Genomic DNA, 14,047 nt, shown 5'->3' with positions numbered 1-14,047 from the left:
CCGACAGCGCTGTCACCCGGTCGACGGCGAGGCCGAGCCGGGAGGCGTAGACCTACTCGCGGACCGCAAAGGCCGCCCGGCCTGCTCGGAGGCAGATCGGGCGGCCTTTCCGTCGGAACGTCAGACGTTGAAGCGGAACGAATGACGGCCGGACCCGACCTGCAGCGGGATGCCGACGATGCGCCTGACCTGGCATGTCTTGGTTGGCCGGCGACAGCACACGACGGTCGCGATCGATTGTGCTGCGGACTGCCTGCGGACTGGAACGCGGTCAGTAGTGGTAGCGAGCAGCCAAGACGATGATCTCACGATCAGTCACGAGGTAGACGAGGCGGTGCTCCTCATCGATCCGCCGCGACCACGCCCCGGGCAGGTGATATTTCAGCGGCTCGGGCTTGCCGATCCCACTGAAGGGGTCGCGGAGGACGTCCTCGATGAGCTTGTTGATCCGAGCAAGCATCTTGCGGTCATTCTTGAGCCAGGACGTGTAGTCCTCCCAGCCCTGCTCCTCGAAGACGAGCCTCACGCGGCGCCCTTCCCCGCATCTGCCGCATCGGGGTCGATCAGCTCGCGTTCGGAGAGTCCGATACCGCTGAGGGCATTCTCGTACGCCTTGAGCAGGCGGCGGGCATTCGCCGGCGAGCGCAAGAGGTAGGAACCTTCACGCAGGGCGGCGTAGTCCTCCGCGGAGACCAGCACGGCGTTCCCGTGCTTAGAGACGATCTCGATGGCTTCATGGTCGTCGTTGACCTTCTTGATCAGTGGAAAGAGCACCTTGCGGGCCTCGCTCGCAGTGATCGACATGACTCGAACCCCTTCGAAGAGTGGTACCGAATAACGTACCACTCTCAGGGGCGGCCGACCGGGTGAAGACCGAAGCGGTTCACACCGGCCCCCGCCGGACCGGAAGCCACTCCGCCGCCGCCACCTCCGGCGCAACATCGGCGAATGATGGACTCCATACAGCCGAACACAGCGGCCCGACCTGTCAGCGCGGGAGCCGGATCGCCAGGCCGTCGAGGACGACGTCCAGCCCGTAGGCGAACTTGCTGTCGCGGATCTCTACGGGGTCGAGGGCGGCGACCTCGGCGTAGGCGGCGGCGAGGTGGTCGTGGTCGGCGACGGTCTCTCGGGCGGCGGGCATCAGGCGGGCGATGAAGGCGGTCTCGGTCTCGCCGGAGCGGGCGACGGCGGTGAGCCAGGCCGCCTCGGTGGTGCTCATGCCGATGACATAGGACAGCACGGTGTCGATGGCTCGGCTCGGCTCGGGGAAGCCGGCGGCTGTGAACAGGGCGGCCAGTCGCTCGGAGTAGGACATCAGGTTGGGGCCCAGGTAGGCCAGGCCGGCCTGACCGAGGACCGAGGCCAGCCAGGGGTGGCGCAGGGCCGTCGCGCGGAAGGACCCGGCGGCCTCGGTGGCCGCGGCGCGCCAGTCGGGGCTGTCGGCGGGCGGAACGGAGATCTCGGCGATCGCCTCGTCCACCGCGAGCTCCATCAGCTCGTCCTTGGTGGCGACGTGCCGGTAGAGGGAGGTCGCACCTGCGTTCAGGCGGGCGCCCAGCTTGCGCATGCTGAGCGCGTCGATGCCGTCGGCGTCAAGCATGGCGATCGCCTCGCGGACGATGGCGGCCCGGGTGAGCGCGGGCTGGTCGCTTTCTCGCTGCCGCCGGGCCCAGACGGACGGGATCGGGTTGGTCTCCGCGGCCATGGCGCTCCTTAATGCCTACCTGCGTACAGCGTTCGCATGCAGCGTACAGGAATGGAGATTGCGCACACTGTTCCGACATGCGTACAGTGTGCGCAACGACGGAACAACGTGCGCAGCCCGGAGGGAAGACCCCATGGAAACCCGCAATCCACGCCGCTGGTGGATCCTCATCGTGCTCTGCCTCAGCTCGCTGGTCCTGGTGGTCGACAGCATGGCGCTGACCGTCGCGGTGCCGTCGATGACCAAGGACATCGGCGCGAGTGCCCAGGACACCCAGTGGATCCTCGACTCCTACATCCTGGTCTTCGCCGGCCTCCTGCTCGCCTCCGGCAGCCTCGGCGACCGATTTGGCCGTCGGAAGGTCATGACCATCGGTCTGCTGCTCTTCGGAGCCGCGTCACTGGCCGCGTCCTTCTGCACCAATCCCGGCGAAGTGATCGCCGCACGGATCGCGATGGGTGTCGGCGGAGCGCTGATCATGCCCTCGACGCTGTCGATCCTCATCACCGTCTTCGACGAGGAGGAGCGCGGCAAGGCGATGGCGGTCTGGGGCTCGGTGTCGATGCTCGGCCTGGTCGGCAGCCCGGTGCTCGGCGGTGGGCTGATCGCTCACTACTCCTGGCACTCGATCTTCTTCATCAACGTCCCGGTCGTCGCGCTGGCCGTCCTGGCGGGCCTCACCCTGATGCCGGAGTCGAAGGGCCCGTGGCAGAAGCCCGACCCGCTCGGCGCCGTGCTCTCCGCGGCCGGCATGACCTCCCTGGTCTGGTGGATCATCGACCTCCCGCAGTACGGCGCCTTCGGCGGCCACTCGGCGATCACCCTGGCCGTCGCCGCTGTCTCCCTGATCGGGTTCGTGGTCTGGGAGAACGTCACACCCGCGCCGATGGCGCCGCTGGCCCTCTTCAAGCACCGCAACTTCAGCGGCGGCTCGCTCTCGCTGACCCTCGTTCAGATCGGCAACGGCGGCCTGTTGCTGGTGCTCACCCAGTACCTGCAGTTCGTACTCGGCTACTCGCCGGTCAAGGCGGGCGTCGCGTTCGTGCCGCTGGCCGTCGCCGCGCTGGTCGGCAACGGCCTGGGCGCCAAGCTCACCGCGAAGATCGGCAACCGCTACCTGGTGCTGGCCGGGATGCTCGTGATGGCCTCCTCCTTCGCGCTGCTGACCACCGTCTCGGCCGACAGCGGCTTCACCGTCCCGGCCGTCGCGCTCGGCCCGCTCGGCCTCGGCGCCGGCCTCGCGATGCCGGCCGCGGTCGGCGCACTGATGGGCACCATCCCGGCCGAGCAGGCGGGCGTCGGGTCCGCTCTGAACGACACCATCCAGCAGGCCGGCACCGCGCTCGGCATCGCGATCCTCGGCTCGCTCCTTTCCAGCGGCTTCGCCGGCCGGATGCCCGCCGACGCCCCCGAGCAGGCGAAGCACTCGATCGCCGGCGCACTCACCCTCGCCCACGGCGACACCGCCCTGATCCACACCGCCCGCCAGGCTTTCACCGCCTCGATGTCGACCACCTTCGCCATCAGCGCGATCGGCGTCCTCGCCGCCGCCCTGCTGGCCACTCTGGTCATGCGCGACACCAAGCCCCAGCCCGCGCCGGCTCCAGTCGGCGAGCCGGTACTCGTCATCTGACCCCACCATGCCCTTCCCCAGGGGCTCCAGGCGCACGAAGCACCACACACCGACGCACACCAAGCCCACACGGAGTGGAGTACCGACATGCCCGAGCCCACCGCCACCCCGCTCGAACTGACCCACGCCCAGGTCGACGACGCCTCGCACGGCCACGCGCCGCTGATGCGGGTGACGCTGCCGCAGACGAAGACCCCGGTGTGGCTGGCCACGCAGTACGACGTGGTCAAGACGGCGCTCGGCGACAGCCGGTTCGTCCGGGATCTGACGAAGGTTCCGGGGGCGGAGGGCGGCGGCGTCGGCGCGGAACTGCTCGACGACGCGGGGCTGCCCGCGGAGTACCGGCAGTACCTGGAGATCCTGGTGATGGTCGACGGGCCGGAGCACACCCGGCTGCGGACGCACGTGATGCGGGCCTTCGCACCGCGCCGGATCGCTGCACTGCGGCCGCGGATCGAGCGCATCACCCAGCAGCTGACCGAGGAACTCGCCGCGAAGGAAGCCGAGTTCGACCTGCTGCACGCCTTCGCGTACCCGCTGATGACGAACGTGATCTGCGAGATCATCGGAGTCGACCAGGCGGACCGGCCGAAGGTCGGCAGCTGGATCCGGGACTACGAATCGGGTGAGCCGGACCGGTTCATCCCCGGTATCGATCATCTCGCCGCGTACATCGACGGCCTCCTCGACCGCCGCGCCACCGCGCCCGCCCAGGACCTGGCCTCCGATCTGCTGCGATCCAGCGCGGAGGCAGCGAAGGGGCAGCGGCTGAACCGACAGGAGATGATCGCGCTGGTCTTCCTGCTGATCAACACGGGGATCGCACCGCCGGCCCTCTTCATCACCGATGGGGTGCTCGCCCTCCTCGACCACCCGCAGGAGGTGGCACGGCTGCGCGCCGAACCCGAACTACTGCCGCGCGCAGTGCAGGAGCTGCTGCGGTACGTGTCCACGGTCCGGATCGGCGCCACGCTCTACGCCACCGAGGATGTGGAACTCGGCGGCGTCCTGGTCCGCCGCGGCGAGGGCGTGACCAGTGGACTGCTCGCCGCCAACCGCGACCCGGGCACCTTCGGTGAGGCCGAGCGGCTCGACCTCACCCGTGAGGCGGCGCCCGGCGCAGGGCACATCGCCTACGGGCACGGCGCGCACCGTTGCATCGGCGCCGCGCTCGCCAACCTGCAGACCGAGGTGATCCTCGACCAGCTGCTGTTGCGGCGCGACAGCCTGGCCCTCGCCGTCGGACGGGACGCCGTCGAGCGCGTCGGGTTCGCGGGCGACGGCAGCTATCCCGTCGGGCTGCCGGTCCGATTCTGAGGCGGGGCCGCGCACAGGTCAGGTCGCGAGGACTCCGTGCGGACATACTCCAAGGGCTCGGCCTGCCAACGCGCAGGCCGAGCCCTTGGACTGACAGAGAGTCAGACGTTGAAGCGGAACTCCACCACGTCGCCGTCCTGCATGACGTACTCCTTGCCCTCGATGCGGGCCTTGCCCTTGGCGCGGGCCTCGGGGATGGAGCCGCACTCGACCAGGTCGTCGAAGGAGACGATCTCGGCCTTGATGAAGCCCTTCTGGAAGTCGGTGTGGATCACACCGGCGGCCTCCGGGGCGGTGGCGCCCTTCTTGATGGTCCAGGCGCGGACCTCCTTGGGGCCGGCCGTGAGGTAGCTCTGCAGGCCGAGGGTCTCGAAGCCGACGCGGCCGAGGGTGGCCATGCCTGTCTCCTCCTGGCCCATGGACTGGAGGAGTTCGAGGGCCTCGTCCTCCTCCATGCCGATCAGCTCGGACTCGATCTTCGCGTTGAGGAAGATCGCCTCGGCCGGGGCGACCAGGGCGCGCTGGGCGTCCTTGAACTCCTCGTCCATCAGCTCCTCCTCGTCCACGTTGAAGACGTAGAGGAAGGGCTTGGTGGTGAGCAGGTGCAGCTCGCGGACGGAGGTGGAGTCGAAGCCGACCTCGAAGAGGGTCTTGCCGCTCTCCAGGATCTTCTGCGCGGCCTCGGCGGCGGCCAGCGTGGCCGCCGACTCCTTCTTCAGGCGCGACTCCTTCTGGAGGCGGGGCAGCACCTTCTCGATGGACTGGAGGTCCGCGAGGATCAGCTCGGTGTTGATGGTCTCGATGTCGTCCTTCGGCGAGACCTTGCCGTCCACGTGCACCACGTCGGGGTCGACGAAGGCGCGGATGACCTGGCAGATCGCGTCCGACTCGCGGATGTTGGCGAGGAACTTGTTGCCCAGACCCTCGCCGACCGACGCGCCGCGCACGATGCCGGCGATGTCCACGAAGTCCACCGTCGCCGGGAGCAGGCGCTGCGAGCCGAAGATCTCGGCGAGCACCTTCAGGCGCGGGTCCGGGACGCCCACGACGCCGACATTGGGCTCGATGGTGGCGAACGGGTAGTTGGCCGCCAGCACGTCGTTCTTGGTCAGGGCGTTGAAAAGGGTCGACTTGCCGACGTTCGGCAGGCCGACGATTCCGATCGTGAGCGACATGAAGCGCAGTCCCGTGGGCTTGGAGGGCGTGGAGCGGCACCGTACGGGCCGACGACCCAGTCTACGGGTCCGGGTCAGGGGGTGGCCGTGGGCTCCAGGAACGTGGGCTCCAGGAACTCCAGGCGGTTGCCGAGCCGGTCGGCGGAGTGGAAGCGCCGGTAGCCGGGGAAGTTGTCGTCCCAGACGACCGGGACACCGTGGGACTCCAGGCGGGCGGCCAGCGCGGGCAGGGCGGCGACCAGGATGCCGGGGTGTCCCTTCGCGGACGGGGTGAAGTCGGGGACCACGCCCAGGTGCACCTCGACGCCGCCGCCACGGAACCAGCATCCGCCGCGAGCCGCGAGTACCGGCGGCTTCTCCAGCTCGGTCATCCCGAGCACCCCCGCCCAGAACTCGCGGCACAGCTCCTCGGAGCCGGCCGGGATGTCCAGCTGCACGTGGTGCAGCCGCTCGAAGGTGAAGTCGGAACCGATGGGGCTGGTGGAGCTGTCGGCCACGATGCCTCCCCGATGATCAGCTGATTCGGGCCGACATTACGCCGTCCGGGGACACGACGGCAGGCGGAACGCGGCCATTACACCGTGTGGCGATGATCGGACCGTACGTTGGTCGGGTGGAGCAGAGCATCCGTACCCAGCCGCCCGGGCCCCGACGCCGACCGCCAGCCGGCGCCGCCGAGGCCGCCGTACCGGGGCCCGCCATGCCCCCCGACACCCGCCTGCGAACGCTGTCCGGTAGCAGTGCCGTGCCGCGCCTGCGGCTGAAGCTGCCACTGCAGTTCGGCCCCCCGGGCCGCGAACGGCCGCGCGGCGGGCGGCCCGCCCGGCTGACCGCCGTGGGGACGGGCCTCCTCGCCGTCGTGGGGACGCTGGCGGTGGCGGCGGTGGACCGGGTGCTGTTCGACGGGCTCGGGACGCTGTTCGGGCTCGGCTACCTGGTGATCTGCTTCCAGCTCGCGGTACGGGTGCGCCTCGCGGACCTGCCGGCCGCGCCGATCAGCGGACCGATCGCCTTCGCCGCCGCGCTGCTGCTGCTCGGGCCGGTCTCGTCTCCCGGCGTGACGGGGCAGGTGCTGGCGTTGGCGACCGGGCTGGCCCTGCGGGCCGGGTGGCTGTTCAGCGGCACAGGGCTGGCGGTCGTGATCGTGGCGGCCCGGTTCCTGGCCCAGCGCCACATCAGAAGGGGCCGGACCGGTACCTGAGCACCTGAGACGGCGCGGCGCGCGTCAGCCCGCCGCAGCCGCCGCCATCGCCGCGCCGACGATTCCCGCGTCGTTGCGCAGCAGCGCCGGTACGACGCCCGCGTCGCGCTCCCGGAGCAGCGGCAGGAACTTGTCGTGCTTACGGCTCACCCCGCCACCGATGATGATCAACTGCGGGGAGAAGAGCCGCTCCACCAGGTCCAGGTACTCGTCCACCCGGACGGCCCACTCGGGCCAGGTCAGCTCGTGCCGGTCCTTCGCGGCGGAGGAGGCCCGGCGTTCGGCGTCCTTGCCGCGCATCTCCAGGTGGCCCAGCTCGGTATTGGGGACGAGGGCGCCGTCGACGAAGAGGGCGCTGCCGATGCCGGTGCCGAAGGTCAGCACCAGCACCACCCCGCCCCGCCCCCGGCCGGCGCCGTGCCGGAGTTCGGCCAGGCCGGCCGCGTCGGCGTCGTTGAGCACCGTGGCGGGCCGGTCGAGCGCCTCCCGGAACAGGCCCTGGGCGTCGAGCCCGATCCAGCCCGGGTTCACGTTGGCGGCCGTCCGGGTGTGGCCGCCGACCACCACTCCGGGGAAGGTGAGCCCGACCGGGCCGTGGTGGTCGAAGTGCCCGATCACCTCGCGGACCGCCGCGACCACGGCCTCCGGCGAGGCCGGCTGGGGTGTCAGGACCTTGTACCGCTCCTCGGAAAGCGCGCCGCGTTCGAGGTCCACGGGCGCACCCTTGATCCCCGAGCCACCGATGTCCACACCGAATACCGTCGCCACTGTCACGTCGCCTTCCGTCGTCCACAGCCTGTGCACAACGTACGGGCGCCGGGCGGCGTACGCCTGCCGATTCGACGGACGAGGGATGCGCGATGCACGATGCCCGGGATGCGGCGACAGATATCAGCTGACAGATTTTGAAATCTGTCAGCTGATATCCGCTAGCGCACCCCGGGCATCTGGTCAGGACTCAGATCTTGCCGGCCGCCTCGGCGCGCAGGTCGCGGCGCAGCTCCTTCGGCAGCGAGAAGATCAGGTGCTCCTCGGCAGTCTTGACGGTCTGCACGTCGGCGTAGCCGCGCTCGGCGAGGTACTTGAGTACACCCTCGACCAGGATCTCCGGCACCGAAGCGCCGCTGGTCAGGCCGACCGTGGTGACACCCTCGAACCAGGACTCGTCGATCTCGTCCGCGAAGTCCACCAGGTGCGCGGCCTTGGCGCCGTACTCCAGGCCGACCTCGACCAGGCGGACCGAGTTGGAGGAGTTCTTGGAGCCGACCACGATCAGCAGGTCGGTCTCGGGGGCCATCTGCTTGACGGCGACCTGACGGTTCTGGGTGGCGTAGCAGATGTCGTCACTGGGCGGGCTGACCAGCAGCGGGAAGCGCTTCTTGAGCTCGCCGACGGTGGCCATCGTCTCGTCGACCGAGAGGGTGGTCTGCGAGAGCCAGACGACCTTGCTCTCGTCGCGCACCTGCACGTTGGCGACGTCCTCGGGGCCGTCCACCAGGTGGATCCGGTCCGGGGCCTCACCCATGGTGCCGACCACCTCTTCGTGGCCCTCGTGGCCGACCAGCAGGATGTCGAAGTCCTCGTCCGCGAACCGGACGGCCTCCTTGTGGACCTTGGTCACCAGAGGGCAGGTCGCGTCGATGGTGGCGAGCTTGCCGACCTTGGCCTCGTCGTGCACGGACGGCGCCACGCCGTGGGCCGAGAAGACCACGATGGAGCCCTCGGGCACCTCCTCCGTCTCGTCGACGAAGATCGCGCCCTGCTTCTCCAGGGTCTGCACGACGTACTTGTTGTGGACGATCTCCTTGCGGACGTAGATCGGTGCCCCGTACTGCTCGAGGGCCTTCTCCACGGCGATGACGGCGCGGTCGACGCCCGCACAGTAGCCCCGGGGGGCGGCGAGCAGGACACGGCGCTGAGCAGTGTTGGACATGGCATCCATGGTACGGGCGACGCCGACCCGAACCTGCGCAGCGGGCGGGTGCGGCAGAAGCCGACCGGACTCGGGGGATGAACGATCGAAGCTGGGCACGGCGGGCTTCCGGAAGACCTCCGGTGTCGGCGCCCGGCGATAGCCTCGTACGCATGGCCAACAGCAGCTCTCCCGAAGCCCCGATCCCGGTCGGCAAGGTCTCCGCGCTGATCGGCGGCTGGATCGACCGGTTGGGTGAGGTGTGGGTCGAGGGGCAGATCACCCAGCTCAGCCGGCGGCCCGGCGCGGGCGTGGTGTTCCTGACGCTGCGCGACCCGGAGCGGGACGTCTCGCTGACCGTCACCTGCTTCCGGGCCGTCTTCGAGCAGGTCGCGGACGCGGTGCAGGAGGGCTCGCGGATCATCGTGCGGGCGAAGCCCGAGTGGTACGCGGCGCGCGGCACGCTCTCGCTGCGGGCGGCGGAGATCCGGCTCGTCGGGCTCGGCGAGTTGCTGGCCAAACTCGAACACTTGAAGCGGCGGCTGGCCGGGGAGGGGCTGTTCGCGGCGGAGCGGAAGAAGCCGCTGCCCTTCCTGCCGCACTGCGTCGGTCTGGTGACGGGCCGGGGCTCGGCCGCCGAGCGGGACGTACTGGAGAACGCCCGGCGCCGCTGGCCCGCCGTCCGCTTCGAGGTGCGGAACGTGCCCGTCCAGGGCGTCGGGGCGGTGGCCCAGGTCTCGGCGGCCGTCCGGGAGCTGGACGAGCACCCGGAGGTGGACGTGATCATCGTGGCCCGGGGCGGCGGCAGCGTCGAGGACCTGCTGCCGTTCTCGGACGAGGGGCTGATCCGGACGGTCGCCGGGGCCCGGACGCCGGTGGTCAGCGCGATCGGGCACGAGCCGGACCAGCCGCTGCTGGACTTCGTCGCCGACCTGCGGGCCTCGACCCCCACCGACGCCGCCAAGCGCGTCGTACCGGACGTCGGCGAGGAGCTGACCAAGGTGCACCAGCTGCGTGACCGGGCCCGGCGGCACGTGTTCGGCCGGGTCGAGCGCGAGCTGGCCGGGCTGGCGAGCCTGCTCAGCCGTCCGGTGCTCGCCGCGCCGCAGCAGTTGGTGGCCGGGCGGGCTGGGGAGGTCGCCGCGCTGCTGGAGCGCTCCCGGCGCTGCCTCGGCCACCGGCTGGACGGCGCGGAGTCGGACCTCGGCCACACCCTGGCCCGGGTGGTCGCGCTCTCCCCGCTGGCCACCCTGGAGCGCGGCTACGCCGTGCTGCAGCGGGCCGACGGCCACGTGGTGACGGATCCGGCGCAGGTCACGGCGGGCGAGGAGCTGCACGCGAGGGTGGCCCAGGGCGGCTTCGGGGTGACGGTCGGGCCGGAGTGACGGGCTCGCCGGGAGCGACGGTCAGCCGGTGAGCTGCCGGTTCCGGGACAGCGGGATCGAGTGCTCGTGGAAGCCCAGGCTGCGGTAGAGCTGCTCGCCGCCCGAGCTGGCGTGGAGGTCGATCCTGGTCACCCGGTGCTCGTCGAACCAGGTGAGCAGCGCCTCGGTGCAGGCGCGGGCGTAGCCCCGGTAGCGGGCCTGCGGGTCGGTGCAGATGTTGAAGACGAAGCCGAACAGGCCGTCCGGGTGGCCGGGCGCGGGCAGCCGCTGCTCCAGCGTGCCGACGGCGCAGGAGGCCAGCCGGCCGGGGTGCTCTGGATCGTCCACCACGAACGCGGGCATCGTCAGCGGGACGGCGACCAGTCGGTCGCGGAGCACCCCCTCGGCGGCGGCCTGCCACGGACCCGGGCCCGCCTTTCCGGCCATGGACGGCATGGCTTCGAACATCAGGCCGCGCAGGCGGACGAGCTCGGCGGCGTCATCGGGTGTCGCGGGGCGTACCAGGATCATGGTGGGAGGCTAGCGACAGCCTCCCCGCGCGCACATCCGAATTGTCACGGCCACCCCCTACGCTGGCGCCATGGCAGATCGGGAGAACGAGACGGGCCGGGCGGGCAGCACGGACGACAGCCTGGGGTACGAGCAGGCCAGGGACGCCCTGCTGGAGGTGGTCCGGCAGCTGGAGGCCGGCGGGGTGTCGTTGGAGGAGTCGTTGGCGCTCTGGGAGCGCGGCGAGCAACTGGCGAAGGTCTGCCAGCGCTGGCTGGACGGCGCGCGGGCCCGGCTGGACGCCGCACTGGCCGCCGAGGAGGCCGGGGGCACCGGGGGCGCCGGGAATACCGGGGGCACCGGGCAGAAATGATCAAAAACAGTCGCGAGTGATCCAGCTCACAGTCAGGCGCGGAATAGTTTAAGTTTCACCTACTGTTGACGGACGTGGGCGGTATTCCGGCCGCCCGGTATGCCACTCCCAGCATTAGGTAGACCAGCATGAACTCAGCAGCCAGCGACGCCCTGGTACTCGACACCGCCGCCCAGGACCTGCTCTTCCGTGAGGCTCACACCGCCCACGCGTTCACCGACGAGCCCGTCAGCGACGAGCAGGTCCAGGCCATCTACGACCTGGTGAAGTACGCCCCGACCGGGCTCAACGCGCAGCCGCTGCGCATAGTCCTGGTCCGCAGCCCCGAGGGCCGCGAGCGCCTGCTGCCGCACATGAACGACGGCAACCGCGCCAAGACCGCCGCCGCCCCGCTGGTCGCCATCCTCGCGGCCGACCACGAGTTCCACGAGCACCTGCCGACCCAGTTCCCCGTCGTCCCGAACGCCAAGGACTTCTTCACCGAGCGCCCGGGCCGCGAGGCCGCCGCGCGCTTCCAGGCGTCCCTGCAGGCCGCCTACTTCCTGCTCGGCATCCGGGCGGCCGGTCTGGCCGCCGGTCCGATGGGCGGCTACAACGGTGCGGCCATCGACAAGGAGTTCTTCGGCGACGGTGAGCACTCGGTGCTGATGGTCGTCAACATCGGCAAGCCGGGCGAGAACGCCTCGTACCCGCGCGGCCCGCGCCTGTCGTACGACGAGGTCGTCACCACCGTCTGAGGCCTCCGCGAGCCTGCTGCCGAAGGCCCCCACCGTGCGGTGGGGGCCTTCGACCGTGCGGGGGCCTTCGACAGCGGGGCGGTCCGGTCGGAACCGGGTGCTACTTCAGGGCCTGCGCGAGCTGGGCCAGCTCCTGGTACGAGGCGGTGCCGGTGACCACGGTGGTCGCGGTGCCGGTCGGCACGGCCAGACCCCGGTAGTGGCTGCCCTGGTAACGCTTCCAGTCCTTGCCCGCCACCGAGGCGTCGCCGTCCGCCTGGGCGCCGGGGACGGTGGTGGCGAGGACGTCGTCCCGGCCCGCGTTGCTCTGCTCGACCGCCGCGTACTGGCCGGAGGGCGTGACGAAGCCCAGGTGCCAGACCGCGTACCCCTTCTGGTCCTTCTGGTACTGCACCGAGGTGGCCTTCCAGTCCCCGGCGAGCCCGTCCGGGCCCAGTACCGGGTAGGGCGCGGCGCGCTTCGCCGAAGCGAGCGCCGACGAGTAGTCGACCGCGCGGACGGTGTTTCCGGTCGCGTGCGGGATGAACACGTACGCTCCGGCCGCCACTCCAACGACCGCCAGCATCGACAGGATCATGTCCCGTACGGTCTGCCGGCCTCTCGTGCTGCTCTTGCCTGCCATCCCCACATGGTGACCCATCGCGCCCCGGCTGCTGACACCAGGGGCCCCCACGGGCGGGTGAATCGGCTCATTTCGGCACAGAATCGCAGGTGAGCAGGAGATGCGCCACAGACAGTCATCTGATGGGCAGATACGATCGCAGGACCCTCAGCACGGCGTTCGACCAGGCAGTAGTCGGGCGCTAACTGGCCGTCGCGTACAGAGAGGTATCGACGATGACCACGCACGCGTTTGATAACCGCTACTCCCACAACCTCCCCAGCTCCCTCGAGGTGGCCCCCGAGGCACCCGACCGGAACCTGGCCCTGGAGCTCGTCCGTGTCACGGAGGCCGCCGCGATGGCGGCCGGCCGCTGGGTCGGGCGGGGTGACAAGAACGGCGCCGACGGGGCGGCCGTGAAGGCCATGCGCACGCTCGTCTCGACCGTGTCGATGAACGGCGTCGTCGTCATCGGCGAGGGCGAGAAGGACGAAGCCCCGATGCTCTACAACGGCGAGCGGGTCGGCGACGGCACCGGCGCCGAGTGCGACGTCGCCGTCGACCCGGTCGACGGCACCACGCTGACCGCCAAGGGCATGGCCAACGCCGTCGCCGTCCTCGCGGTCGCCGACCGGGGCACCATGTTCGACCCCAGCGCCGTCTTCTACATGGACAAGCTCATCACCGGCCCCGAAGCCGCCGAGTTCGTCGACATCACCGCCCCGCCCGCCGTGAACATCCGCCGGGTCGCCAAGGCCAAGGGCAGCTCGGTCGAGGACGTCACCGTGATGATCCTGGACCGCCCCCGCCACAACGACCTGGTCCGCCAGGTCCGCGAAGCCGGCGCCCGGATCAAGTTCATCACCGACGGCGACGTCGCCGGCGCCATCATGACCGCCCGCGAAGGCACCGGCGTCGACCTGCTGCTCGGCGTCGGCGGCACCCCCGAGGGCATCATCGCCGCCTGCGCCATGAAGTGCATGGGCGGCGTCATCCAGGGCCGCCTCTGGCCCAAGGACGACGCCGAGAAGCAGCGCGCCCTCGACGCCGGCCACGACCTCGACCGGGTCCTCACCACCAACGACCTGGTCAGCGGCGAGAACGTCTTCTTCGTCGCCACCGGCATCACCGACGGCGAACTGCTGCGCGGCGTCCACTACCGCCAGGAGACCGCCACCACCAGCTCACTGGTCATGCGCTCCAAGAGCGGCACCATCCGCGAGATCCACTCCACCCACAAGCTCTCCAAGCTGCGGGCGTACAGCGCGATCGACTTCGACCGGGCCAACTGACCGGCAGCACCGGCAGTCCGGCGTCAACCACAACAGGGGCGCGAGGAACCGCGCGAAGCGGAGGCTGCGGGTCGTTGCCTCCCGGTTTCGCGAAGTTCGCCGCGCCCCTGTTGGGTTGGCCGGTCCTGAGCTAGCCCTGTCCTTCGCACATGACTCTTTGTGGCGATTCGTAGTCCTCGGTGGTGTCGTCGCCGGGATGTGCGCGTTGATGGTGGCGTGCCTGT

Annotated in this window: 16 protein-coding genes; 7 read left to right on the top strand and 9 right to left on the bottom strand. The window is 70.3% G+C overall.

The annotated features are described in order from the left end of the window. Positions 1 to 271: 271 nt before the first annotated feature. The 3 genes from P3T29_RS05345 to P3T29_RS05335 all read right to left on the bottom strand — a co-directional run bounded on the left by P3T29_RS05345 (position 272) and on the right by P3T29_RS05335 (position 1,708). Positions 272 to 526: a Txe/YoeB family addiction module toxin gene (locus P3T29_RS05345; RefSeq protein WP_280715107.1), complete on the bottom strand. Its 255-nt coding sequence runs from the start codon at positions 524 to 526 to the stop codon at positions 272 to 274. Beyond that, a complete protein-coding gene (locus P3T29_RS05340; RefSeq protein ID WP_280715106.1) occupies positions 523 to 804 on the bottom strand; it encodes a type II toxin-antitoxin system prevent-host-death family antitoxin in 282 nt (93 codons plus the stop codon). Before P3T29_RS05340 ends, P3T29_RS05345 begins: the two co-directional genes overlap by 4 nt. 184 nt (positions 805 to 988) lie before the next feature. Beyond that, positions 989 to 1,708, bottom strand: a complete 720-nt coding sequence (locus P3T29_RS05335) for a TetR/AcrR family transcriptional regulator C-terminal domain-containing protein (RefSeq protein WP_280715105.1) — start codon at positions 1,706 to 1,708, stop codon at positions 989 to 991. Positions 1,709 to 1,841: 133 nt separating this feature from the next. Between P3T29_RS05335 and P3T29_RS05330 the strand changes: the two genes are divergently transcribed. Together P3T29_RS05330 and P3T29_RS05325 are read left to right on the top strand one after the other, a co-directional pair. Next, positions 1,842 to 3,341 (top strand): MFS transporter, encoded by a 1,500-nt coding sequence (locus tag P3T29_RS05330; protein WP_280715104.1) that lies wholly within the window; start codon positions 1,842 to 1,844, stop codon positions 3,339 to 3,341. Positions 3,342 to 3,428: 87 nt separating this feature from the next. Next, positions 3,429 to 4,658 (top strand): cytochrome P450, encoded by a 1,230-nt coding sequence (locus P3T29_RS05325; protein WP_280715103.1) that lies wholly within the window; start codon positions 3,429 to 3,431, stop codon positions 4,656 to 4,658. Between the two features lie 101 nt (positions 4,659 to 4,759). Here the strand turns inward: P3T29_RS05325 and ychF are convergent, their stop codons facing one another. Both ychF and P3T29_RS05315 read right to left on the bottom strand, forming a co-directional pair. Further along, positions 4,760 to 5,833, bottom strand: coding sequence for a redox-regulated ATPase YchF (ychF, locus tag P3T29_RS05320; protein WP_280715102.1), 1,074 nt, complete (start codon positions 5,831 to 5,833; stop codon positions 4,760 to 4,762). A gap of 74 nt (positions 5,834 to 5,907) precedes the next feature. Next, positions 5,908 to 6,330: a glyoxalase gene (locus P3T29_RS05315; RefSeq protein ID WP_280715101.1), complete on the bottom strand. Its 423-nt coding sequence runs from the start codon at positions 6,328 to 6,330 to the stop codon at positions 5,908 to 5,910. Between the two features lie 116 nt (positions 6,331 to 6,446). Between P3T29_RS05315 and P3T29_RS05310 the strand changes: the two genes are divergently transcribed. Then, the gene (locus P3T29_RS05310; RefSeq protein ID WP_280715100.1) at positions 6,447 to 7,034 is read left to right on the top strand and encodes a DUF6542 domain-containing protein; all 588 of its coding nucleotides are present in this window, start codon (positions 6,447 to 6,449) and stop codon (positions 7,032 to 7,034) included. Between the two features lie 24 nt (positions 7,035 to 7,058). On the opposite strand, the gene ppgK is transcribed toward P3T29_RS05310, so the two are convergent. Continuing rightward, the gene (gene ppgK, locus P3T29_RS05305) at positions 7,059 to 7,802 is read right to left on the bottom strand and encodes a polyphosphate--glucose phosphotransferase (protein ID WP_280715099.1); all 744 of its coding nucleotides are present in this window, start codon (positions 7,800 to 7,802) and stop codon (positions 7,059 to 7,061) included. A gap of 190 nt (positions 7,803 to 7,992) precedes the next feature. Next, positions 7,993 to 8,967, bottom strand: a complete 975-nt coding sequence (locus P3T29_RS05300) for a 4-hydroxy-3-methylbut-2-enyl diphosphate reductase (protein WP_280715098.1) — start codon at positions 8,965 to 8,967, stop codon at positions 7,993 to 7,995. A 152-nt stretch (positions 8,968 to 9,119) separates the two neighbouring features. Here P3T29_RS05300 and xseA point away from each other — a divergent pair, with 152 nt between their 5' ends. Then, complete coding sequence (xseA, locus tag P3T29_RS05295) at positions 9,120 to 10,331, top strand: exodeoxyribonuclease VII large subunit (protein ID WP_280715097.1); 1,212 nt, start codon at positions 9,120 to 9,122, stop codon at positions 10,329 to 10,331. A gap of 21 nt (positions 10,332 to 10,352) precedes the next feature. On the opposite strand, the gene P3T29_RS05290 is transcribed toward xseA, so the two are convergent. Continuing rightward, positions 10,353 to 10,841: a GNAT family N-acetyltransferase gene (locus P3T29_RS05290; RefSeq protein WP_280715096.1), complete on the bottom strand. Its 489-nt coding sequence runs from the start codon at positions 10,839 to 10,841 to the stop codon at positions 10,353 to 10,355. A gap of 70 nt (positions 10,842 to 10,911) precedes the next feature. Here P3T29_RS05290 and P3T29_RS05285 point away from each other — a divergent pair, with 70 nt between their 5' ends. Next, the gene (locus P3T29_RS05285; protein WP_280715095.1) at positions 10,912 to 11,193 is read left to right on the top strand and encodes an exodeoxyribonuclease VII small subunit; all 282 of its coding nucleotides are present in this window, start codon (positions 10,912 to 10,914) and stop codon (positions 11,191 to 11,193) included. Positions 11,194 to 11,321: 128 nt separating this feature from the next. Then, on the top strand, positions 11,322 to 11,930 hold the full coding sequence (locus P3T29_RS05280; protein ID WP_280715094.1) for a malonic semialdehyde reductase: 609 nt from the start codon (positions 11,322 to 11,324) through the stop codon (positions 11,928 to 11,930). 100 nt (positions 11,931 to 12,030) lie between these two features. Here the strand turns inward: P3T29_RS05280 and P3T29_RS05275 are convergent, their stop codons facing one another. Continuing rightward, the gene (locus P3T29_RS05275; protein WP_280715093.1) at positions 12,031 to 12,552 is read right to left on the bottom strand and encodes a DUF4245 domain-containing protein; all 522 of its coding nucleotides are present in this window, start codon (positions 12,550 to 12,552) and stop codon (positions 12,031 to 12,033) included. Positions 12,553 to 12,767: 215 nt separating this feature from the next. Here P3T29_RS05275 and glpX point away from each other — a divergent pair, with 215 nt between their 5' ends. Further along, positions 12,768 to 13,823 carry a class II fructose-bisphosphatase gene (gene glpX, locus P3T29_RS05270; RefSeq protein WP_280715092.1) on the top strand — a complete coding sequence of 352 codons (1,056 nt, stop codon included), beginning with the start codon at positions 12,768 to 12,770 and terminating at the stop codon, positions 13,821 to 13,823. Positions 13,824 to 14,047 lie beyond the last annotated feature (224 nt).

Source organism: Kitasatospora sp. MAP5-34 (assembly GCF_029894335.1).
Lineage (GTDB): Bacteria > Actinomycetota > Actinomycetes > Streptomycetales > Streptomycetaceae > Kitasatospora.
This window is presented reverse-complemented; position numbering and strand designations above follow the sequence as displayed.